The sequence below is a fragment of the Sphingomicrobium lutaoense genome, assembly GCF_014195685.1.
Classification (GTDB): Bacteria; Pseudomonadota; Alphaproteobacteria; order Sphingomonadales; family Sphingomonadaceae; genus Sphingomicrobium; species Sphingomicrobium lutaoense.
Genome location: NZ_JACICF010000002.1, coordinates 185,467 through 207,535 on the forward strand (window position 1 = coordinate 185,467; position 22,069 = coordinate 207,535).

The following is a 22,069-nucleotide window of genomic DNA, read 5'->3' on the forward strand; positions in this document are numbered from 1 at the left end:
CTAGTGGCGGAAGTGGCGCATCCCCGTGAACAGCATCGCCAGACCGGCTTCGTCGGCGGCGGCGATAACTTCATCGTCGCGGATCGATCCGCCGGGCTGGATCACCGCGGTCGCGCCCGCATCCACCGCGGCCAACAGGCCGTCGGCAAAGGGGAAGAAGGCGTCGGAGGCCACCGCGCTTCCCACCGTGCGCGGCTCGTCCCAGCCATACGTCTCGGCGGCCTCGCGCGCCTTGATCGCGGCGATCCGCGCCGAATCGCGCCGGTTCATCTGCCCGGCGCCGATCCCGGCGGTGGCGCCGTCCTTGGCGTAGACGATGGCATTGGATTTGACATGCTTGGCGACCGTCCAGGCAAAGAGGCAGTCGGCCACTTCCTGTTCGGTCGGCTCGCGCTTGGTCACGACCTTGAGATCCTCGCGTCGCACCATCGCATTGTCGCGGTCCTGGTAGAGGAGCCCGCCCGCGATCGGCTTGACCGTCTGGCCCGGACGGCGCGGATCGGGGATCGGCCCGGTGAGCAGGAGGCGCAGGTTCTTCTTCGCCGCGAATGCCGCCTTGGCGTCATCGTCGGCATCGGGCGCGACCACCACTTCGGTGAAGATCTGCGTGATCGCCCGGGCCGTCGCTCCGTCGAGCGTGCGATTGACCGCGACGATCCCGCCGAACGCCGAGACGCTGTCGCAGGCAAGCGCCGACTGCCAGGCCTCTTCCAAGGTCTCGCCGCTTGCCACACCGCAGGGATTGGCATGCTTGACGATGACCACCGTGGGTGGCCCGTCACGAAATTCGGAGAGCAAGTCGAACGCCGCGTCGGCATCGTTGAGATTGTTGTAGCTGAGTTCCTTGCCCTGAACCTGCTCCGCGCGGGCGATGCCCCCGACCACGGCCTGCGGCAGATAGAGCGCGGCTTTCTGGTGCGGATTCTCGCCATATCGCAATTCACTCGCCTTGACCGCGGCAAGGCTGCGGCGCTCGGGATAGGCTTCTCCCTGGTCGGCAAAGGCGAACCAGCCCGAAATGGCGGCGTCATAGGATGCGGTGAGCGCGAAGGCCTTGGCCGCGAGCATCCGGCGGAATTCGAGCGTCAGCCCGCCATGGCCGTCGAGTTCGCCGATCACGGCGTCATAATCGGCAGGATCGGTGAGGATCGCGACATCGCCATGATTCTTGGCCGCCGAGCGCACCATCGACGGGCCACCGATGTCGATATTCTCGATGATCGTCGCGCGGTCGGCGCCCGAGGCGACGGTTTCCTCGAAGGGGTAGAGATTGACCACGACCATGTCGATCGGCGCGATGCCATGCTCTTCCATCGCGGCGACATGGTCTGGATTGTCGCGCACCCCGAGGATCGCGCCATGCACCTTGGGGTGAAGCGTCTTGACCCGCCCGTCCATCATCTCGGGAAAACCGGTCAGATCGCTGACGTCACGCACCTCATGACCAAGCTCGCGCAGCCGCTTGGCGGTGCCGCCGGTCGAGACGAGTTCGGCGCCATGGCGAACCAGCGCCTCGGCAAGCGGTTCGAGACCCTCCTTGTCCGACAGGGAAATCAGCGCGCGGCGGATGGGTTGATGCTCTTTCATGAAGGGTCCTTAGCTCGATCGTCGCAATTGCCAGCCAATCTCGACGCCGAGGCGCGACACCTCGCCGTTGATGACCAGCTGCTGGGTGGGATTGGGTTCGCCGCGCCCGGTCACATGGAGGCTTTCCTCGATGGTCAGCGGCGCGCCATGACAGCGGAAATTCCAGGGAGGCGCGCCTTCGGAACGCAGGATCGCGCCCATGCCGTCGGCGGTCGGAGTGGGTTCGACCCCGGGCGCGAGGTGGAATCGGATGGCAAAAGGCAGTTCGCCCTTGATCTTGCGCCGTCCCTTGGGAGTCAGCCGGTCGACGCCGCTCAATTCCTTGCCGTCATTGCCGAGCGACATCTGCCTCTCGTGCAGCATGCCATAGCGACGCAAATAGCCATCATGGCTGGCGCGGATGCGCGATGCGTCATTATCCTCGTTGCGGTCGATGATGACGTCACTCACCCCGCGCCCCAGCGGGCCGTCGGGCTGGATCGCGGTCGAATTGCTGTCGTCGAGTATCAGAGTCGAATGCGCCGCCGAACTGCGCAGCGCCTCGACGAGGCTGTGCGGCATCACGCTTTTCGCCAGCCCCGGCCCGCCGCAATTGACGATCAATCGCTGCGTCCCGTCAGACATTTCGAACGCCAGCGTCGAGGCGCTTCCCGACGCGGTCATCGCGGTGAGCGGCGGCGGCGCGGCGTCTAGCACGACCACGGTGCCCAGCGCGCCCATCCGCTGATAGCCCCAGCCGCGCGCTTCGCGCAGCGGGCGAGCGCGCATTCCGCAGCCCTCGATCAGCGCCGCCATCGCGGTCGGGCTGCCCGGATTGCCCCCCTGCCAGCTCGACAATGCGCCATCACCCATGCTCACGCCATGCAGCGCTGCCAGGGCAGCGGCGGCGGCATTTTCCAGCCCGTCGGGGATCTGCTGCTTGGCGGCGAAATAGGCCGAGCGCACGAGGCCCAACCGGTCGACGAGCAGCGCCTGCTCCTGCGGGTGGCGGCTCATCAGCCCGCCATCCTCGAACTGTCCCTGCGCCAGCGCGCGCATCAGCCCGCTTTCGGCACGCGCCACGCGCGGCAGCCCGCCCTGCAGCGTCAATGCCGCGGTGACCAGCCCCGCCCAGGCGGTGATCCGGTCGAGCCCGGGACGCGCGCGGTCGGCCTGCGCATCGAGATGCCGCGCGCCCCGTGCCAGCGTGTTGAGCAGCGCCGAGCGATAGCCGCTGTCGCGCGAGGAGAGGATATAGGGCGCATAAGCGGTCCAGAACAGCAGCCGCTCGCCCCACAATTCGGGCGCCCATGCGGCATCGGGGCGCGTGCCATGGGCAATCAGCCAGCGACCGGCCAGCGCTTCGCCGATGCGCGCGCCCTGTTCGCGGCTCGACGCCGCCGAAAGATCGCGCAGCCATGCGAAAGTCGACAACCGCCGCCCTGCCGGAGAAGCCATGTCGATGCGCGCAAAGTCGAAATCGACAAGGTCGATCTGTTCGGCGCCCCAGACCAGCGTACCGCCGAGAAGCGCGCGCCCGAGGCGGCGGTCGCCCTCGACATGGTCGCGCGGCACCGCAGTGAGGCGAAGCGGCTTGCGCTTGGGGCCGAGCAGCCGCTGGAAGAGGCTGCCGCGTGCGAGGCGGCCGACAATGTCCGCCCCCTCGGCCATCACTCGCCTTTCAGCGCCTTGATATTGTCGGCATAAGCGGACGGACCGCCGCGGAATGCCGCGGTGCCCGCGACCAGGGCGCTTGCGCCTGCATCGACGCAGCGCGGCGCGGTCTCGGGATCGACCCCGCCATCGACTTCGATGGTGACGTCAAGACCGCGCTTCGCGACCTTCTCGGCAATCGCCTCGATCTTGTTGAGCTGGGAGGGAATGAATTTCTGTCCCCCGAACCCCGGATTGACGCTCATCACCAGGACGAGGTCAGCCAGGTCGAGCAGATAGTCGAGCCCGTCCTCATGCGTTCCCGGGTTGAGGACGATCCCCGCTTTCTTCCCCAAGGCGCGGATCGCCTGCAGCGTGCGATGCGTGTGCGCGCCGGCTTCGGGATGGATGGTGATGATATCCGCGCCCGCCTCGGCAAAGGCCTCGAGATAAGTGTCGACGGGCGAAATCATCAAATGGACATCGAAAGGCTTGTCGCTGTGCGGACGAAGCGCCTTCACCACGCCGGGCCCGATGGTGATGTTGGGCACGAAATGCCCGTCCATCACGTCGATATGGATCCAGTCGGCTCCGGCGGCGTCGATGGCGCGCACCTCCTCGCCCAGCTTGGCGAAATCGGCGGACAGGATGGACGGAGAGATGATCGGTTTGGGCATGGGACCATTAGCCCTCATTCGCCGTCGCGGACAAGGTGCGCTGCAAAGAATCCGTCGAGCCCGCCGACATTTTCGAGCATTCCGGGCAGGACGCGGATCCACCCTTCCTCGCTGGCTTCCACGCCCTCGATCGGCGAAGTCGCGGGAACGACGCGAAACTGCGGAAAACGCTCCAGAAAGGCGCGCACCGCTTCCTCGCCCTCGAGCGGTTCGAGCGAGCAGGTGGCATAGACGAGGCTGCCGCCCGGACGCACCATCAAGGCCGCGCTGTCGAGCAGTTCGGCCTGCACCCGCGCCATTTCCCCGACCACCCGGTCGCGGGCGCGATAGAGAACCTCGGGATGGCGGCGGAAAGTCCCGCTCGCCGAACAGGGCGCATCGAGCAGCACCGCATCGAACATCCCGTCGGGTCGCCAGGCATTGAGATCGGCGACCACCATTTCGGCGGACAGCCCCGTGCGATCGAGATTCTGCCGCAGCCGCTTCATTCGCTGTTCCGATCGGTCGAGCGCGGTGACGTCATGCCCCGCGGCGGCGAGCTGCATGGTCTTGCCTCCCGGCGCCGCGCAGGCATCGAGCACACGCTGCGCTTCCGAAGGAACGAGCCGCGCAGGCAACGAGGCCGCAAGGTCCTGCACCCACCATTGCCCGTCGGCAAAGCCCGGCAGCATCTCGACCCGCCCGGCATCTTCGAGGCGGCGGTGAAGCGGGGCAAGGCGCGTGCCGTCGAAATCCTGCGGTTCTTCGCTGAAACTGAGGTCGAGCGGCGGGCGCTGCGGGATCGCCGCGCGCGCCGCCTCGACCACGCCATCGCCCCAGGCCTTCTCCCAGCGCCGCTCGATCGCTTCGGGCAAGCGCGCGGCATGGGGTTCGGGCAGATTCCCCTTCAAAAGATTGGACAGCACGCCATGCACCAGTCGCCTCGGCCCATTGGCGACCAGGGGAAGCGCGGTCGCGACAACGGCATGGTCGGGCGTGCCGAGCCCGATCTTCTGTGCCAGCGCCATGCGCAGCACCATCCGCGCCTTGGCATCGTCGGGCAGCGGGTCGCGCGTGCGGCTGTCGATCAGCGCATCGAGATCGGGAAGGCGGCGCAACGTCTCCCCTGCGATCGCCCGCGCCAGCGCCGCATCGGCGGGCGGCAGTCCGCGCGTCGCATAGGAGGCGCTCTGGTCAAGCGTTTCGTCGCGGCGTAATACCGCATCGAGCATGCGCAGCGCCGCGACGCGCGCTTCGCTTCCTTCGGGATCCGTTCTTGGCATGCCGCCACCTAGACCCCATTTGAGCAAGATGAAACGACCAAATCGCCCCAAGCCCCCCGAATATCTGTCCGAATCGCCGCCGGTCCCCGAACCCGAAGCGGTCGAGCTTCCCGACGCGCCGGTGGGCGAGAAGGATCGCAAGGATCCGACCCGCTATGGCGACTGGGAAGGCAAGGGCATTGCGTGGGATTTCTAGCTTTTACGCCAAAAACAAGAGTCGTCTCAGGCGACTTCGGGCTTTGGCGGACGGCTCATCAGGCTTTCCAGCGCATCGTCGACACTGACATCGCCCCGCAATAGCGACGCCACCGCGGCGACGATCGGCATCTCGATATTCTTCTCGCGCGCGAGCGCATCGAGCACGGGCGCGGTATGCGCGCCTTCGGCCACGGTCTTGCGGTCGGCCATCAGTTCGGACGCGGGCCGTCCTTCGCCGATCGCCTTGCCCAACGAGAAATTACGGCTCGCGGTCGAGGAGCAGGTCAACACCAGGTCGCCCAGCCCCGACAGCCCGGCGAGCGTTTCCGCGCGGGCACCGAGTGCTTCGCCAAAACGCAGCATTTCGGCAAATCCGCGCGCGATCAGCGCCGCCCGCGCATTCTGCCCCAAGGCCTTGCCCTCGACGATCCCGCACGCGATCGCGAGCACATTCTTGATCGCCCCGCCAACTTCGGCGCCCGCGACATCGTCCGACAGATAGGCGCGGAAGGTCGGCAGCGCGATCCTCTCGCGCAACGCTTCGGCGAGCGCGGCATCCTCGCAGGCGAGCGTCACCGCAGTGGGCAGCCCCTTGGCGACTTCATGGGCAAAGGTCGGCCCCGACAGCACCGCCACCGGCGATTCCGGACACACTTCCTTGGCGACATGGTGAAGCAGCTGGCCCGACTTTTCCTCGATCCCCTTCGAACAGAGCACCAGCGGCATCCCCGGGCAGGGCGAACGCGACAGCACCGCGCGCATATGCTGGGCAGGCGTCACCACCAGCCAGGCATCGACTTCGCGCAAGTCGGAAAAACGCTGGGTCGCGCGGATCGACTTCGAAAGCGGGATATCCTTCAGGTAGATGGGGTTCTGGTGGATCTTGTTGACCGCGTTGACGACATCGTCCTCCAACGCCCACAGAAGCACTTCGCGATCGCCGGTCGCCGCGACCTGCGCCAGCGCGGTTCCCCATGCACCGCCTCCGATCACCGCGAGTTTCTCGATCCTCATGCTTTCACTCCTGCACCCCTGACCTTTTCGGCGTCTTCGTCGAGCGGCCAGCGCGCCCGCGCGGGCACGTCGAGACCATCGACCCACCCGGCGGCAAGGCGCTGCGCCCCGGCCCAGCCGATCATCGCGGCATTATCGGTGCAAAGCCATCCCGGCGGAACCGAAAATGCCCGTCCTTCCTCGGCCGCCAGCGTCTCGAGCGCTTCGCGCACCGAGGCATTGGCGGCAACTCCGCCCGCCACGACGAGGCTTGGCGCATCGCTCTTGCGAAGTGCGATGCGCGTGCGATCGACGAAACAGTCGACCACCGCGGCCTGGAAGCTCGCGGCAATGTCGGCGGGCCGGTATTTGCCCGACTGGACCGCGCGCTGCACCGCGCTCTTGAGGCCTGCGAAACTGAAATGGGGTTCGCCCGACCCGACCAGCGGACGCGGCAACGGCACTGCCTCGGGATCCCCCTGCCCGGCCAGCTGCTCGACCGCCGGACCACCGGGGTAGCCCAGCCCCAATTGCTTGGCTGCCTTGTCGAAGGCTTCCCCTGCGGCATCGTCGATGGTCGTCGCCAGCCGCCGGTAATCGCCCACGCCGCGCACTTCGAGAAGCTGGCAATGCCCCCCGCTCGCCAGCAGGAGGAGATAGGGAAAGTCGAGCGAAGCGTCGGTCAGCCCCGGCGAAAGCGCATGGCCCTCGAGATGGTTGACCGCGATGAGCGGCTTCCCGGTGGCAAGAGACAGACCCTTGCCCGCGAGCAGCCCGACCATCACTCCGCCGACAAGGCCCGGTCCTGCGGTGGCGGCGATGGCATCGACTTCGCCAATCTCGATGGCGGCATCGCGCAGCACCTGGCGGACGAGGCCCGGAAGAATCTCGACATGGGCACGCGCGGCGATCTCGGGCACCACCCCGCCGAAGGGGCGATGCTGGTCGGCTTGCCCGACGACCGCCTGCGCGAGGATCTGCCGGTCGGACGTCACCAGCGCCGCCGCGCTGTCGTCGCACGATGATTCAAGCCCGAGGATCACAGCCATGACCGCCCTTTGCCGCACCCTGTGCAAAAGCGCCAGCCTTGCTGGGAAAGGCTTGCAGCGCGGCCCCGGCTTCGGCAGGGCTGTGACATGCAGACACTCAGGCTCGGCACACGCGGATCACCGCTCGCGCTGGCGCAGGCACGATTGGTTGCCGATGCGCTGATCAAGGCGCATGACCGGCTCGAAATCGAGATCGTCACGCTCAAGACCGGCGGCGACCGCATCCAGGACCGGCCGCTCGCCGAGATCGGTGGCAAGGCGCTCTGGACCAAGGAGCTCGACCGTGCGCTGCTGGCCGGCGAAACCCATCTCAGCGTCCATTCGATGAAGGATGTCGAAAGCTTCCGTCCCGAAGGGCTGGGCATTGCCGCGATGCTGCCGCGCGCCGACGTGCGCGACAAGCTGATCGGCGCCGCCTCGATCGACGCGCTCGGCGAGGGCGCGGTAGTCGGCACCTCGAGCCCGCGCCGCGCGGCGCAACTGCTGGCCCTCCGCCCCGATCTCGACATCCGCACTTTCCGCGGCAATGTCGCGACGCGATTGGCACGCCTCGACAAGGGCGAAGCCGATGCCACCCTGCTCGCCGCCGCGGGCCTCGACCGGCTGGGCATGTCGGAGATCGGCACCCCTATCGAGATTGACGTCATGCTGCCCGCCGCCGCGCAGGGCGCGGTCGGGATTGACGCGCGCGACGGTGACGAGGAGGTGCGCCGCCTTTTGGCCGCGATCGACCATCGCCCGACGCATCGCTGCGTGCTGGCCGAGCGCGCCTTCGTCGCCGCGCTGGGGGGCGACTGCCATTCGCCGGTCGCGGCCCATGCCACGCTCGACGGGGAGAGGCTTGTTCTGCGCGCCCAGATCCTTTCCGAAGACGGTGCCGCGACCGTCGAGGGCGAGGCCGAGATGCCGTTGGATGACGTCGCGCCCGCCGCCGCGCTGGCGCGAGAACTGCTCGACGAGGCACCCGAAAGCATCGGAAAATTGTTCGCATGAGGCCGCTCGTCATCCTGCGCCCCGAACCGGGCGCCACGCTCACCGCCGAGAAGGCCGGGCAGATGGGTTTCGACGAGGTCGTCACCGCGCCGCTCTTCAAGGTCCGCCCGGTCGAATGGTCGCCCCCCGACCCCGACCGTTTCGACGCGATCGTGCTGACCAGCGCCAATGCCGCCCGCCATGCCGGAGCGGGCCTCGAACCATTGCGCAGGCTCCCGGTCCATGCCGTGGGTGATGCGACCGCCAAGGCCGCGCGCGCCGCCGGACTGATGGTCGAGACGGTGGGCGATGGTGGGCTCGAAGATCTGCTCGTACGCCTGTCGAAGCCGCGCCGCCTTCTGCACCTGTGCGGCCAGCATCGCCGCACCGCTGACCCGGGCGAGCATGTCGTCGTTCCCGTCGCGGTCTATTCGAGCGTCGCGCGCGACGAGCCGCGCGGCCTCGACCGCCTGCCGGGAAGCGTGGTGTGCGTACACAGTCCCCGTGCCGGCAAACGGCTTGCCGAACTGGTGGAGCGCGATGGCGTGGAACGCGGCGCCACCACCATCGCGGCGATCAGCGATGCCGCTGCCGAAGCCTGCGGCACGGGTTGGGAAGCGGTAGAGGTTGCCACGAGCCCCGATGATTCGGCAGTGCTGGCGCTGGCAAAACGTCTGTGCGAGAGAGACGGGGAATGAATGACCGCTCCAACCTGAAGGCACGCATCGCCCTCACTTTCTTCCTGCTTCTGGCAGGCGCGGCGCTCGCGACCTGGGGTCTTTCGCGCTGGGAAGGCGCGGCACGTTTCTTCGGCATCGCCGAAGCGCCCCGGCCCGTCCCCGCGCTGCGCGTCGAGCGCGAACCCGATGTCGATCGGGCCGACCCGCGTCCCGCCGCCCGCGATGGAGCGACACGCGCCGCGCCCCCCGCTGCCGAAGAGGTCGCGGAGCTTGAAGCGCGGATCGCCCGGCTCGAACGCTCGCTCGAACAGGCCGAAGGCTCGGCGGGCCGTGCCGATGCGCTTCTCGTCGCCTTCGCGGCGCGCCGCGCGATCGAACGCGGTGTCGCGCTCGGCTATCTCGAACCCCTGCTCGTCGCGCGGTTCGGCGAACAGCATGAAGCCGCGGTCGCAACCATCATCACCGGCGCGCGCAATCCGGTCGCTCTCGAGCAATTGATCGAACGCTACCAGGCCTTGGGTCCGGCGCTCCGGCGCGGCGACCCCGACGAAAGCGTCTGGGCATCGGTGAAACGCGAATTTTCCAATCTCGTGGCGGTCTATCCCGCCAACCAGCCCAATCCGCGTCCCCAGGCCCGTTACGAGCGCGCTCTGGTACAGCTGCGGCTCGGCGATGTGGACGCCGCGCTCACCGAAACCCTGCGCCTGCCGGGCATCGATGCCGCGAAGGACTGGATCGAGGATGCCCGCGCTTATATTGCTACGCGGCGTGCGCTGGACCGGATCGAATCGGCCGCATTGTTGTCCCGAGGCGAAAATCGGACGAACTGAGGCCAGCCGCACGATTTGCCAGCGCTTGTTAATATACTTTTGGTTAACCTTTTATCTCTTTGATTATGGGGTAAAAAGGAGAGTGGTGAAGGCATGACGTCATTGTTCCAGGCATTATTGTGGGGCAGCTCGCTCATTGCGTCCTCGATGGCATCGACCTCGATCGGCGCGAGCGAGAAGGAACTGGTGAAGAGCAGCGCGCCGCCTGCTTCGGTGACCATCACGCTTTCACAGGGCATCACCGCTACCGATCGCGCCTATGCGCCGATGGAGCAGTCCGCCGACCAAGCCGTCCAGGCACTCAATGCCGACATCCTCGACCGGGTGCGCAGCTTCGAGGGCATTTCGGGCATTGCGGTCAAGTCGATCGACGATGGCTGGGAAGCCGGCTGGCGTCCCGAACGGCTGTTCCCGCAGCAGTCGGTGTCGAAGCTGTGGGTCGCGCTGACCGCGATGGACGCGGTCGACAAGGGCCAGATCAACCTGTCCAAACAGGTGCGCCTCGACCGCAACGACCTCACCCTCTGGAGCCGCCAGACCGCCAGCGCGGTGCTTCGCGGCAACTATGTGAAATCGCTCGACGAACTGCTCTACGACGCACTGGTGATGAGCGACAATCACGCCAACGACAAATTGATGCGCGAAGTCGGCGGACCCGAGGCGGTTCGCGCTACCATCGCCGCCAAGGGCCTCGGCCCGATCCGCTTCTACGAAGGCGAACGCGCACTCCAGTCGAAGATCGCGGGGCTCGACTGGGATCCATCCTATTCGATCGGCAACAATTTCAGCGCCGCCCGCGCGCGCCTGCCCGACACGGTGCGCCGCGCGGCCTTCGACCGCTATATCGACGATCCCTATGACGGCGCCGCGCCGATCGCGATCGCCCGCGCACTGGCGCGGCTCGAGAATGGCGAGCTTCTCTCACCCCATTCGACCGCCAAGCTGCTTACGACGATGGGCATGGCCAAGACCGGGCGCCTGCGCGTCAAGGCGGGGCTCAAGCCGGGCTGGACCTGGAACCACAAGACCGGCACCGGACAGAATTATCGTGGCCGGGTGGGCGGTCTCAACGACATCGGCATCCTCACCGCGCCCAATGGCAAGAGCTATGCGATCGCGGTGATGACCATCCCCAATTCGACCGACGGCAGCGCCCAGGACCTGATGCGCGACATCGGCCGCATGGTGATCGAGCATCATGAACGCCACGAACGCGGTGCCTACACGCTCTAGGCGCCCAGCACCGCTTCGTCGCCTTCCTCCTCGAACTTGAGCGGGATCTTGAGATAGCGCACGCCGTTCGCTTCGGCGGGCGGCAGGCGGCCCGCGCGCATATTGACCTGGATCGAGGGCATGATGAGGTCGGGCGCGCTCAAGGTCGCATCACGCGCTTCGCGCATCGCCACGAATTCATCCTCGCTCACCCCTTCATGGACATGGCGGTTGGTAGCCTTCTGTTCGGCGACGCTGCTTTCCCAGGCATATTCGTCGCGCCCCGGTGCCTTGTAGTCGTGGCACATGAACAGCCGCGTCTCGGGCGGAAGCGACAGGATCTTCTGGATCGAGCGATAAAGCGTCCGCGCATCCCCGCCCGGAAAATCGGCGCGCGCGGTGCCATAGTCGGGCATGAACAGCGTGTCGCCGACGAACACCGCATCCCCCACGCGATAGGCCATGTCGGCAGGCGTATGGCCCGGCACATGCATCACGTGGATGCGCATTTCGCCCACCTCGATGACATCGCCGTCCTTGAGCAACAGATCGAAGTCCGACCCGTCGCCCTTGACGTCATCGGCCTGGAAAATGGGGCGAAAGATGGTCTGCACCTGCTTCACCTGCTCGCCGATCGCGATCTGCGCGCCGGTCTTCGCCTTGATCAGCGGCGCGCCCGACAGGTGATCGGCATGGACATGGGTTTCCAGCGTCCATTCGATGGTGACTTGCTGTTCGCGCGCCGCCTCGAGCACTTCGTCGACCGAGTGGGTCCCCACCTTGCCCGCCGCGGCGTCATAGTCGAGCACCGGGTCGATCACCACGCCGCGCCGGCTCGCCGGATCATGTACCAGGTAGGTCACCGTCTTGGTGGCTTCGTCGAAAAAGGCCTGGATCTGCGCTTCGGACATGGGAAACCTCTCTTGACCCCGTTCAGGCAATGGCGGATTCCATCGGTCATCTTGGGGAGACCGCAGATTCACCGCTCGTACGGACAATGCAACAGGCGACCGCCGGTTGCCTCGCTCGCATCCCGCGTCAGCATAGCGCATCGCCCGTCCGGCCGACACGGGCGGAGCGGATGATCGACATGCTGCTCGCCGCATCGGGCGGACTTGCCGTCGCGTTCAGCCTCGCGCTGGTCGGCGGGGGCGGCTCGATCCTTGCCACGCCCTTTCTAGCCTATGTCATCGGCCTGCCGCCTCATGCCGCGATCGGCACCAGCGCGGTCGGAGTGGGCGCCAATGCGGCGATCGGCCTCTTCGGCAAGGCACGCGACGGCGCGGTGAGCTGGTCGTGCGGCCTGACCTTCGCCGCGGCGGGAGTGACCGGCGCAGTGGCAGGCGCGGCGGCGGGCAAGGCCACGGACGGCGAGATGCTGCTGGGATTCTTCGCGCTTCTCATGCTGGTCGTCGCCACGCTCATGCTCCGCCGCAAGGAACGGCCGCCCGGCGGAGAGATCCGCCTCGGGCGCCACAATGTGCTCCAGCTCCTCGGCTATGGCCTCGGCACTGGTCTGCTCGCCGGATTCTTCGGGATCGGCGGCGGCTTTCTCATCGTTCCCGGCCTCATGGCGGCAACCGCCATGCCGATCTTCAATGCGATGGCGACCAGCCTCGTCGGGGTGACCGCACTCGGGGCGACCACCGCGACCAGCTATGCCTTCTCGGGGCTTGTCGACTGGGGCGTTGCCGCTGCCTTCATCGCGGGCGGCTTCATCGGCAGCGCGTTGGGACAGCGGCTCGCCAAGCGCCTCGCGGTCCGCAAGGGCGCGCTGACACGGATCTTTGCCGCGCTGATCTACGCGGTGGCGGCCTATATGCTGTGGCGCTGGGCCTCTTAGGCGGCTTCGCCTGCGGCGACGCCGCTTGCCCAGGCCCATTGGAAATTATAGCCGCCGAGCCAGCCGGTGACGTCAACCGCTTCGCCGATCACGAACAGGCCGGGCACGCGCCTTGCTTCCATGGTGCGCGAGGACAGTTCGTCGGTCGAAATGCCGCCCACCGTGACTTCGGCCTTGGCAAAGCCCTCGCTGCCATTGGGAATGAAACGCCACTTCGCCAGCCGTTCGGCGAAGGTCTCGAGCTCGCGGTCGGCGATCGAGTGGAGCGGACCGTCGCGACCCAGCCTTTCGCACAGAGCCTCGGCAAGCCTTCCCGGCAGATGCTCGGACAGCAGCCGCCCGAGCGAGCGCTTGGGAAAGGCGCGCTTGGCCTCGACCAGCCAGTCGCGGGAGCAGTCGGGAAGGAAATCGACATGGATCGCTTCGCCATTGCCCCGCCAATAACTCGATACCTGCAGGATCGCGGGTCCCGACAGGCCGCGATGGGTGAACAACGCGGCTTCGCGAAAGGGCGGGCCGCGCTCGGCCACGGCTTCGACCGGCGCGGCGACGCCCGACAATTGCTTGAACATCGCCTGGTCGGGAGCGAGCTTCAGCGGGACCAACGCGGGGCGCGGCTCGACGATCTTGAGCCCGTGCGAACGCGCCAGGTCATAGGCAAAGCCGGTTGCGCCCAGCTTGGGGATCGACGGCCCGCCGGTCGCGAGGATGAGCGAATCGCAGCGAACCGATTGCGTCCCCAGCCGGACTTCGAACCCCTCTCCCTCGCGCGTGACCTCGGGTGCATCGCCGAAATGCGTCTCCACTCCGGCGGCTCGGCATTCCTCCAGGAGCATCGCGACGATCTGCTTGGCCGACCCGTCGCAGAACAGCTGCCCGAGCGTCTTCTCGTGCCAGGCTATGCCATGCCTCTCGACCAGTGCGATGAAGTCGGCGGGCGTGTAGCGCGCGAGCGCCGACTTGGCGAAATGAGGATTGGCCGAAAGATAGTTGGCGGGGCCCGCGTGGATGTTGGTGAAATTGCACCGCCCCCCGCCCGAGATCAGGATCTTGCGCCCCGGCTCGCCATTATGATCGACCAGCAGCACGCGCCGCCCGCGCGCGCCCGCCGTCATGGCAGCCATCAGCCCCGCGGCACCGGCGCCCAGCACGATGATGTCGAACCTTTTCACCGGCCGTGCCAAAGAGGCAGCGGGGCGCAAGGTCAAGGGCCGCGTCGCTGCCCCACCCTTCGATTCACTGCTTGACTTGGCCCGCCGCCGCCGCAAAGGTCGCGCCCATGTCCACGGTCAACCATCTCCCGACCCGTGCAGCCGCTTCGCTCGGCTGGTGGCGCACCATGTCCAACGACTGGCGCGCGCACGACTGATTCTGCCTCCCCATAGGCAAGCAAGTGACGCCCGCCACCGAGCGGGCTTTTTCATGCCCGCTTTCCCTCTTCCTCCCAGGAAAATGATGAAAGTGACGCCTGTGAAGATCAGCTCGCATCCGCTCCATCCCCCCGGCCTGCGATGGCCTTGGGCCTGAAGTCTCATCCAAGCGCGCCCGGCGCGCCCGCGGCGTCATGCCGTCACACCCGAATAGACTGATTTTCCAAGGATATTTCCCATGTTGCAGACCAAGATTCCCCCGCGCCAGCATCTTCCGCTCGATCGCGGGCCCGTCCCCAATCCGCTCCCCAGCCTCCTGTCGGGAGAGGATCTTCCCGCCGCCGATGCGGGGCATCTTTTCGAGCGGCTGGTGCTCGGCAAGCTCCAGCCCGCCGAAATCGCGGGCATGCTGGTCGCGCTTCGCATGAAGGGCGAAACCGCCGAGGAAATGATCGGCGCCGCCCGCGCGCTCTCCGCCGCGGCCGAGCCTTTCGACCGACCCGACTATCTGTTCGGCGACTGTTGCGGCACCGGCGGCGATGGCTCGGGCCTCATCAATGTCTCGACCGCGGCGGCCTTCGTCGCGGCAGCCTGCGGCCTGCCGGTCGCCAAGCATGGCAACCGTTCGGTAAGTTCGAAATGCGGATCGGCCGATGTCCTCGAAGCGCTGGGCTGCAATCTCGACGTAAGCGCCGCAAGAGCCCGCACCCTGCTCGACGAAACGGGCTTCTGCTTCCTCTTCGCGCCTGCCTATCACCCGGGAATGAAACATGCCGGGCCCGTGCGAAAGCAGCTGGCCGTTCCCACGGTGATGAATCTGCTTGGCCCCTGTATCAATCCGGCGCGCCCGCGGGTGCAGTTGATGGGCGTGGCCGACCCCACCGTGATGCGGCACATTGCCCGAACGCTCCAGGCGCAGGGTGTCGAGGAAGCGCTGGTGGTCCATGGCTCGGGGCTCGACGAGATTGCCCTCCATGGCAACACGAGGGCGATCCGCCTGTCGGGCGGCGAACTCACCGACCTCACCATCGCGCCCGAGGATGCGGGGATCGAACCTGCCCCGCTCAAGGTGCTCGCGGGCGGCGATGCCGGGGAAAATGCCGCTCGCCTGCGCGCATTGCTCGCGGGGCGCGGAGCTTCGGCGGACAATGACATCGTGATCATCAATGCCGCGGGGCTGCTGATGGTGGCGGGGCTGGCCGACGACTTGCGCCACGGCGCCGATATGGCCCGTGACGCGCTTCTCTCGGGCGACGCAGGCAGGGTGCTCGCTCGCTATGCCGAGGCATCGCATGGCTGACGTCCTCGACAGGATCGTCGCGCGCAAGCGCGTCGAGGTCGCCGACCGGCTGGGCGGCAGGGCGATCGACGCCCCGCCGACCCGGCGCAGCCTGCGGGCTGCGCTGGCCCGGCCCGGCGCGCGCTTCCTCATGGAGATCAAGCCGCGCAGCCCCTCGGGCCATGTCGCGGCCCACTCCCCCGCCGCTGCTCTCGAGGCCTATCGACCCGTCGCCGATGCGATCAGCATCCTCACCGACGAGCATGATTTCGGCGGCTCGCTCGAGCTGCTTCGCGTGCTGCGCGAAAAATATGACGGCCCGATCCTCGCCAAGGATTTCATCGTCAGCCCCCTGCAGGTGCGCGAGGCTCGTGCCTCGGGCGCCGATGCGGTGCTCTGTATGCTTTCGGTGCTGGGCGACGGAGAAGCCCGCGCGGTGATGGACGAAGCGGCCGGTCTCGGCATGGACGTGCTGGTCGAGGTGCATGACGAGCGGGAAAGCGCACGCGCGCTCGCGCTCGGCGCCGACCTGGTCGGCATCAACAATCGTGATCTCAAGAGCCTCGGCACCGACCTCGGCGTCACCGAACGGCTCGCTCCCTGCTTCCCCACATCCGTCTGCCTGCTCAGCGAAAGCGGCATCGCCGGCCGCGCCGACGTCGCTCGCCTCGCTCCGCTGGTCGATGGCTTTCTCGTCGGCAGCCACCTCATGGCCGCTCCCGACATCGCGCTCGCGGCAAGGAGCCTCGTCCATGGCCCGGTCAAGATCTGCGGCCATACCTGTGAGGAGGACGTCATGGCGGCAGCGCGCGCGGGTGCCACTCACGCAGGCTTCATCCTCGTGCCCGAAACCCCCCGCGCCCTTTCGCTCGAAACCGCGATCAGCCTCGCCGCCACCGCCCGCAACGCCGGCCTAAAAACCGTCGCGGTCTTCCGCGATGCGCCGACCGCCCGCGTAATCGAGAGCGCCCGGCAAATGCAGGCCGACGCGGTCCAGCTTCACGGCAGCGAGAGCCAGGAGGAGGTCGCCGCACTTCGCGAAGCGCTTCCCGCTGGCTGCGAAATCTGGGCCGCCGTCGCAGTCGAGGGCGCGACTAGCCTCTTCCGTCCGGGCGCCGACCGGCTGCTGTTCGACCATGGCAAGGGCGGCACGGGAACGCCCTTCGACTGGCGGCACATCGCGGCGCACCCCGGCCTTTCGACCGCCTTCATCGCGGGCGGGATCGGCCCGTCCAATGCACGCGCCGCCGCGCAGGTCGGAGCTTTCGGGCTCGACGTGGGTTCGAAAGTGGAGGCGCGACCGGGCCGGAAGGATGCCGATGCCCTGCGCGCCCTTTTTCACGCGTTGCGAACGCCGTGCCGGGGAGATTGCTAGATGAAGATGGACGGCCGTTTCGGCGAATATGGCGGGGCCTATGTGCCCGAGATCCTCGTGCCCGCGCTCGAACAGCTCGAGGAAGCCTATCTCGCCGCGCTCGACGATCCGGGCTTTCTCGCGGACCTCGACATTCTTTTGAAAACCTATGCCGGGCGCCCCACGCCGATCACCCGCTGCCGCAATATCGGGTCGCGCGACGTGCGCCTCTATCTCAAGCGCGAGGATCTGCTCCACGGCGGCGCGCACAAGACCAACCAGGTGCTCGCCCAGGCGCTGCTCGCCAGCCGCATGGGCAAGAAAAGGCTGATCGCCGAGACGGGCGCAGGCCAGCATGGCGTGGCGACCGCGATGGCGGGCGCGCTCATGCAGATGGAGGTCTGCATCTATATGGGCGCCGCCGATGTCGAGCGGCAGAAACTCAATGTCTTCCGCATGGAATTGATGGGCGCCAGGGTGGTGCCGGTCGAAAATGGCGGACGCACCCTCAAGGACGCGGTGGGCGAGGCGCTACGCGACTGGTCGGCAAGTTTCGAGGACAGCCATTATCTTCTCGGCACCGCGGCGGGGCCGCATCCCTTCCCCTCGATGGTGCGCGACTTCCAATCGGTGATCGGCCGCGAAGCGCGCGCCCAGCTGCACTCCTTCGAGGGGCGGCTCCCCGACCAGGTGATTGCCTGCGTGGGTGGCGGATCAAACGCGATCGGCATTTTCCACGCCTTCCGCAACGATGAGAATGTCGCCTTGATCGGCTGCGAAGCCGCGGGCAAGGGTCTCGACAGCCATGCCCATGGCGCGACTCTCGCGAGGGGACGGCGGGGCATCCTTCACGGCGCCGAGACCTTCCTCCTGCAGGACGAGGACGGCCAGGTCCGCGAAAGCTGGTCGATCTCGGCGGGGCTCGACTATCCCGCGGTCGGCCCCGAGCATGTCCACCTGATGGAAAGCGGGCGAGCTTCCTACGTGGGCGTCACCGACGAGGAAGCGCTTTCGGCCTTCCAGACCCTCGCGCGCAAGGAAGGCATTATCTGCGCCTTCGAAAGCGCCCATGCCCTCGCGCATGCCCTGAAGATGGTCGAAGAAGCCCAAGCGGCGGGAGAGGAACGGGTCATCCTCGTCAATCTCTCGGGTCGCGGCGACAAGGACATGGCGCAGGCGCAGCAACTTCTGGGAGAGAGCGAATGAGCCACCGTTACGATGCCATGTTCGCCCGTGCCGAAGCGCAAGGCGAAACCGCGCTCGGCGGCTTTCTCATGCTCGGCGATCCCAATCCCGAGCATTGCGAGCGGCTGATCGATGCGCTCGTGGAAGGCGGGGTCGACATGCTCGAACTGGGCATCCCCTTCTCCGATCCGGTTGCCGACGGCCCCGAAATCCAGGCGGCGGCGAAGCGTGCGCTCGACGCGGGCTTTCGCCCCGCCGATGCCTTTCACCTGATCGCGCGGATCCGCGAGCGGCATCCCGACATACCCATCGGCTTGCTTACCTATGCCAATCTCCTCGCCGCGCGCGGAGTGGTGCGCTTCTGCGAGGATCTGGCCGCGGCGGGTGCCGACAGCCTGCTCGTCGCCGACCTGCCGACGTTGGAGGCAAGCGATTATGCGGGGGTGTGCAAGCAGGCGGGTCTCGCTCCGGTGATGATCGCGGCCCCCAATTCGTCCGATGCCCAGCTCGACCGAATTGCCGAGATGGGTGCAGGCTATACCTATTGCGTCGCCCGCGCCGGCGTGACCGGACAGCGCGAGCGATTGGCGCTCGACCATGACCCGCTGTTCGCGGCGCTTCGCGAAAGGAACGCCGCGCCCCCGGTGCTGGGATTCGGCATCTCGACACCCGATCATGTGCGGCAGGCGGCTTCCTCGGGCGCGGCAGGGGTGATCAGCGGCTCGGCGCTCGTCGCGGCAGCGCGCAGCGAAAACGGCGTCGAGGCCGTGCGCGAACTCGCGCAGCAGCTCAAGAAAGGCGCACGCGCAAATGCGCCCCGCGAGGGGGTCGCCGAAGCGAATCTGGTCTGATGTCTTCAGGAAAATGGAGCGGGCGAAGGGATTCGAACCCTCGACCCCAACCTTGGCAAGGTTGTGCTCTACCCCTGAGCTACGCCCGCTCGGCCAGTCCCGGATTCGATTGAAACCGGTGGGGTGGAGGCGCCGCTAGCACCGCTTCTGCCCCCATGCAAGCCCCTCCTTGCGACAGCACGCCCGCAAGCCCATATGCGAGGACATAGCGCACGGACAGGAGAGACGAGGGTGGTTGAACAGCTGGGCATGAGCGAAGCGGACAAGGACGCGATCCAGCGATTCGAAAAGGACATCGTCCAACCCTCGATGGAAAAACTGGTGATCCTCCAGTTCACCGCCGGCTGGTGCGGGCCGTGCAAGCAATTGTCCCCGATCCTCGACCAGGTCGCCGCCGACTATGCCGACAAGGGCGTCATTCTGAAGCGCATCGACGTCGATAGCGAAAAGACCATCGCCGCGGCCTTCCGCATCCAGTCGGTTCCCACCGTCTATGCCTTTTTCCAGGGACAGCCGCTTGCCGATCTCACCCAGTATCGCACGCCGGGCCAGCTCGGACAGGCGATCGACCAGATCCTGAAACAGATGCCCGTGCAGGGCGAAGCGCAGGACCGCGAAGCCCAGATCGCGCCGCTGATCGAGCAGGGCAACCAGCTGCTCGACGCCAACGACCATGAACAGGCGCTCGCGCTTTTCTCGCAACTCCAGTCGCTCGATCCCGAAAATCCCAAGATCATCGGAGGCCTCGCTCGCGCGATGATCCTCGCGGGCCACAAGGACGAAGCGCGGCAGATGCTCGACGGCGTGGATGAAAAGATCGCCTCCGATTCGGCGGTCGCGCAGGCGCGCGCCATGCTCGAAGTTACCGCCGAAGGCGAAGAGGCGGTCGATACCAGCGCCTATGTCGCGCGGATCGAGGCCGAGCCCGACGATCATGAAGCGCGCTTCGAACTCGCCAAGGCGCTGATGGCCAAGGGCGAACGCGACGGCGCCGCCGATCATCTCCTCGAAATCGTGCGCCGCGATCCCGAATGGCAGGACGGCGCGGCCAAGGCCAAGTTTCTCGCACTGCTCGAGGCCGCGGGGCTCGAGGACAGCTGGTCCTCGGCGCAGCGCCGCCGCCTCTCGGCCGTCCTGTTCACATGATGGGCTCGCAACCGGCGCGGGTCCCCATCTTCCCGCTTGCCGGGGCGCTCCTTTTCCCCCGCGCCCAGCTGCCGCTCCACATTTTCGAGGATCGCTACCGCGAAATGGTGCGCGACGCGATCGACGGCGCGGGCCAGATCGCGATGATCCAGCCGCTGCATGACGGCGACAATGCCCCGCTCCACAAGGTCGGCTGCCTCGGCGACCTCGTCGGGGTGGAAGAGCTGGACGACGGGCGCTTCAACATCATTCTCCAGGGGGTCCAGCGATTCCGCTGGATCCGCGAAGCCGAAAGCAATGCGCTCTACCGCGTCGCCGATGTCGATCTCGCGGCCTTCGACGACAGCGAGCCCGATCCGCTCAGCCCCGCGATGCGCGCCGCGGTCGAGGAGGAAGCGCGCGCCTTCGGCGATGCGCTTCGGCTGCAGGTCGATTGGGAACAGGTTGCGCGGCTCGACGACGAGACCTTCGTCAATGCCATCGCGCAGGTCGCGCCTTTCGACGTGGGGGCCAAGCAGGCATTGCTCGAAGAGGAATCGCTGGCGCGCCGCGCCGAGCTGGTCACCCAGCTGATGCAGTTCCAGCGGCTCGCGCCGGGCGGCGCGGCAAGCGACCAGACGCTTCAGTAGAGAATCAGATCGGCAGGCCGCGCAGCAACAGCGGCAGATCGCCCGATGTGCCGCGCGCTTCGTCCATCAGCCGCTGCTTGATCGGCCCCACCCGGTCGATGAGCTGCATTCCGAAACGACGAACCTTCGAGGCGGTCTTGCCCGGAATGCCGTAGATGCGCGTCAATCCGTCGGTCGCCATTGCCACCATCAAGGTATCGAGGCTCCGCCAGCGCTGGTAGCGTTCGAGCAATTGCGCATCGCCCAGGTCCATGCCCAGCCGCGCGCCTTCGACCAGCACCTGCGCCAGCGCCGCAGCATCGCGATAGCCCAGATTGACCCCCTGCCCCGCGATCGGGTGGATCGCATGGGCGGCATCGCCGATGAGCGCGAGGCGGTCGTCGGTAATCCGCGCGGCATGGTGAAAGCCGAGCGGATAGGATGTGCGCGGAGCGAGCATCGACACTTGCCCGAGGAAGCCGCCCATCGCGGCCTGGGCTTCGGCGGCGAAATCCTCGTCGGACAGCTTGAGAAAGCCCGGCGCGTCCTTTTTCTTCACCGACCAGACGATTGCCGAACGATGCCCCCCGTCATCGTCGGTCATCGGCAGAAGAGCGAAGGGTCCGGCCGGATAGAAGATTTCATAGGCGATATTGTCATGGGGCTTTTCGTGACGCAGCGTCGAGACGATCGCGGCATGATCGTAGCGCCAGCTCGCCAGCTTGATCCCCGCGGCTTCGCGGGTCGGGGACTTGCGACCCTCGGCCGCGACCAGCAAAGGCGCCTCGGTCTCGCTGCCATCGTCGAGGGTGACGCGCACCCTATGGGCATCGCGCACCGTCTTCACGGGACGGCGCCCGAACCGCAGGTCGATCTTCTCTCCGGCCCGCGCCCGCGCCAGCAAGGCCATGCGCAGGTGGCGATTCTCGTGCATCCACCCGAGGGGTTCGTCGTCGTCCTGCGGATCGAAGGCGAGGCCGCCGGGCTCGAGGCCGTCGGCCACCCGGATCACGCGGATGGGGCAGCCCGGCTCGGGAAAATGCTCGCTGATCCCGACCGCATCGAACATCCGCTTCGACGAGCTACTCACCGCGCTGGTGCGCCCGTCGAATGCGCCCGTCAGGCGGCTGTCGGGATCGGCGGGATCGACGATGATCGAACGTAGTCCCGCGCTGTCGAGCGCGGCGGCAAAGGCCAGTCCCACCAGCCCCCCACCAAGGATGATCACATCGCTTCTGTCCATGCCCGCATTCCTAGCCGTTCGCGCGCTTTGCCGATAGCCCGTTGACCCGGGACTCGCCAGCGGGGCATTGTGCGCCCTCGAACCTTTAGGGAGCATCC

21 protein-coding genes and 1 tRNA gene are annotated in these 22,069 nt (G+C 67.0%); 12 read left to right on the top strand and 10 right to left on the bottom strand.

What is annotated here, in order from left to right; all coding sequences use genetic code 11:
• From purH to FHS50_RS09095, 4 genes are read right to left on the bottom strand one after another with little or no spacing between them, the layout of a single operon-like run.
• Entirely contained in the window at positions 1-1,587 is a 1,587-nt protein-coding gene (gene purH / locus FHS50_RS09080; RefSeq protein WP_183934130.1) for a bifunctional phosphoribosylaminoimidazolecarboxamide formyltransferase/IMP cyclohydrolase, read from the bottom strand.
• A 9-nt stretch (positions 1,588-1,596) separates the two neighbouring features.
• Positions 1,597-3,237 carry a heparinase II/III family protein gene (locus FHS50_RS09085; RefSeq protein ID WP_183934131.1) on the bottom strand — a complete coding sequence of 547 codons (1,641 nt, stop codon included), beginning with the start codon at positions 3,235-3,237 and terminating at the stop codon, positions 1,597-1,599.
• Positions 3,237-3,896, bottom strand: a complete 660-nt coding sequence (gene rpe / locus FHS50_RS09090) for a ribulose-phosphate 3-epimerase (protein WP_183934132.1) — start codon at positions 3,894-3,896, stop codon at positions 3,237-3,239. The genes FHS50_RS09085 and rpe overlap by 1 nt, the downstream gene beginning before the upstream one ends.
• A gap of 14 nt (positions 3,897-3,910) precedes the next feature.
• Positions 3,911-5,158, bottom strand: coding sequence for an RsmB/NOP family class I SAM-dependent RNA methyltransferase (locus FHS50_RS09095; protein WP_183934133.1), 1,248 nt, complete (start codon positions 5,156-5,158; stop codon positions 3,911-3,913).
• Positions 5,159-5,186: 28 nt separating this feature from the next.
• Here FHS50_RS09095 and FHS50_RS09100 point away from each other — a divergent pair, with 28 nt between their 5' ends.
• Positions 5,187-5,354 (top strand): DUF1674 domain-containing protein, encoded by a 168-nt coding sequence (locus FHS50_RS09100; protein ID WP_183934134.1) that lies wholly within the window; start codon positions 5,187-5,189, stop codon positions 5,352-5,354.
• A 26-nt stretch (positions 5,355-5,380) separates the two neighbouring features.
• Here FHS50_RS09100 and FHS50_RS09105 read toward each other — a convergent pair whose 3' ends face one another.
• Entirely contained in the window at positions 5,381-6,370 is a 990-nt protein-coding gene (locus FHS50_RS09105; RefSeq protein ID WP_183934135.1) for an NAD(P)H-dependent glycerol-3-phosphate dehydrogenase, read from the bottom strand.
• Complete coding sequence (gene tsaD / locus FHS50_RS09110; protein ID WP_183934136.1) at positions 6,367-7,398, bottom strand: tRNA (adenosine(37)-N6)-threonylcarbamoyltransferase complex transferase subunit TsaD; 1,032 nt, start codon at positions 7,396-7,398, stop codon at positions 6,367-6,369. The genes FHS50_RS09105 and tsaD overlap by 4 nt, the downstream gene beginning before the upstream one ends.
• Before the next feature lie 87 nt (positions 7,399-7,485).
• On the opposite strand from tsaD, the gene hemC reads away from it, so the two are divergent.
• The 4 genes from hemC (at position 7,486) to FHS50_RS09130 (ending at position 11,113) form a co-directional block, all read left to right on the top strand.
• Positions 7,486-8,391, top strand: coding sequence for a hydroxymethylbilane synthase (gene hemC, locus FHS50_RS09115; RefSeq protein WP_183934137.1), 906 nt, complete (start codon positions 7,486-7,488; stop codon positions 8,389-8,391).
• Positions 8,388-9,068, top strand: coding sequence for a uroporphyrinogen-III synthase (locus tag FHS50_RS09120; RefSeq protein ID WP_183934138.1), 681 nt, complete (start codon positions 8,388-8,390; stop codon positions 9,066-9,068). Before hemC ends, FHS50_RS09120 begins: the two co-directional genes overlap by 4 nt.
• Complete coding sequence (locus tag FHS50_RS09125) at positions 9,065-9,880, top strand: hypothetical protein (RefSeq protein WP_183934139.1); 816 nt, start codon at positions 9,065-9,067, stop codon at positions 9,878-9,880. The genes FHS50_RS09120 and FHS50_RS09125 overlap by 4 nt, the downstream gene beginning before the upstream one ends.
• Before the next feature lie 93 nt (positions 9,881-9,973).
• Positions 9,974-11,113, top strand: coding sequence for a serine hydrolase (locus FHS50_RS09130; protein WP_183934140.1), 1,140 nt, complete (start codon positions 9,974-9,976; stop codon positions 11,111-11,113).
• Here FHS50_RS09130 and FHS50_RS09135 read toward each other — a convergent pair.
• Positions 11,110-12,003: an MBL fold metallo-hydrolase gene (locus FHS50_RS09135; protein ID WP_183934141.1), complete on the bottom strand. Its 894-nt coding sequence runs from the start codon at positions 12,001-12,003 to the stop codon at positions 11,110-11,112. The two genes, FHS50_RS09130 and FHS50_RS09135, sit on opposite strands and share 4 nt — an antisense overlap.
• A gap of 170 nt (positions 12,004-12,173) precedes the next feature.
• Here FHS50_RS09135 and FHS50_RS09140 point away from each other — a divergent pair, with 170 nt between their 5' ends.
• Positions 12,174-12,935, top strand: coding sequence for a sulfite exporter TauE/SafE family protein (locus tag FHS50_RS09140; protein WP_183934403.1), 762 nt, complete (start codon positions 12,174-12,176; stop codon positions 12,933-12,935).
• On the opposite strand, the gene FHS50_RS09145 is transcribed toward FHS50_RS09140, so the two are convergent.
• Positions 12,932-14,107 (bottom strand): BaiN/RdsA family NAD(P)/FAD-dependent oxidoreductase, encoded by a 1,176-nt coding sequence (locus FHS50_RS09145; RefSeq protein WP_265569293.1) that lies wholly within the window; start codon positions 14,105-14,107, stop codon positions 12,932-12,934. The two genes, FHS50_RS09140 and FHS50_RS09145, sit on opposite strands and share 4 nt — an antisense overlap.
• Before the next feature lie 436 nt (positions 14,108-14,543).
• Here FHS50_RS09145 and trpD point away from each other — a divergent pair, with 436 nt between their 5' ends.
• Genes trpD through trpA form a run of 4 tightly spaced genes read left to right on the top strand, consistent with a single transcriptional unit; the run spans position 14,544 to position 18,974 of the window.
• The gene (gene trpD, locus FHS50_RS09150; RefSeq protein WP_183934142.1) at positions 14,544-15,605 is read left to right on the top strand and encodes an anthranilate phosphoribosyltransferase; all 1,062 of its coding nucleotides are present in this window, start codon (positions 14,544-14,546) and stop codon (positions 15,603-15,605) included.
• Positions 15,598-16,959 carry a bifunctional indole-3-glycerol-phosphate synthase TrpC/phosphoribosylanthranilate isomerase TrpF gene (trpCF, locus tag FHS50_RS09155; RefSeq protein WP_183934143.1) on the top strand — a complete coding sequence of 454 codons (1,362 nt, stop codon included), beginning with the start codon at positions 15,598-15,600 and terminating at the stop codon, positions 16,957-16,959. Before trpD ends, trpCF begins: the two co-directional genes overlap by 8 nt.
• On the top strand, positions 16,960-18,144 hold the full coding sequence (gene trpB / locus FHS50_RS09160) for a tryptophan synthase subunit beta (protein WP_183934144.1): 1,185 nt from the start codon (positions 16,960-16,962) through the stop codon (positions 18,142-18,144). It abuts the gene before it with no gap.
• Positions 18,141-18,974 (top strand): tryptophan synthase subunit alpha, encoded by an 834-nt coding sequence (trpA, locus tag FHS50_RS09165; protein ID WP_183934145.1) that lies wholly within the window; start codon positions 18,141-18,143, stop codon positions 18,972-18,974. Before trpB ends, trpA begins: the two co-directional genes overlap by 4 nt.
• A gap of 14 nt (positions 18,975-18,988) precedes the next feature.
• On the opposite strand, the gene FHS50_RS09170 is transcribed toward trpA, so the two are convergent.
• Positions 18,989-19,063 (bottom strand) — tRNA-Gly (locus FHS50_RS09170).
• A gap of 142 nt (positions 19,064-19,205) precedes the next feature.
• Here FHS50_RS09170 and FHS50_RS09175 point away from each other — a divergent pair.
• A complete protein-coding gene (locus FHS50_RS09175; protein ID WP_322597120.1) occupies positions 19,206-20,120 on the top strand; it encodes a tetratricopeptide repeat protein in 915 nt (304 codons plus the stop codon).
• The gene (locus FHS50_RS09180; protein WP_322597119.1) at positions 20,117-20,749 is read left to right on the top strand and encodes an LON peptidase substrate-binding domain-containing protein; all 633 of its coding nucleotides are present in this window, start codon (positions 20,117-20,119) and stop codon (positions 20,747-20,749) included. The genes FHS50_RS09175 and FHS50_RS09180 overlap by 4 nt, the downstream gene beginning before the upstream one ends.
• A 4-nt stretch (positions 20,750-20,753) precedes the next feature.
• On the opposite strand, the gene FHS50_RS09185 is transcribed toward FHS50_RS09180, so the two are convergent.
• On the bottom strand, positions 20,754-21,971 hold the full coding sequence (locus tag FHS50_RS09185) for a UbiH/UbiF/VisC/COQ6 family ubiquinone biosynthesis hydroxylase (protein WP_183934146.1): 1,218 nt from the start codon (positions 21,969-21,971) through the stop codon (positions 20,754-20,756).
• Positions 21,972-22,069: the final 98 nt, after the last annotated feature.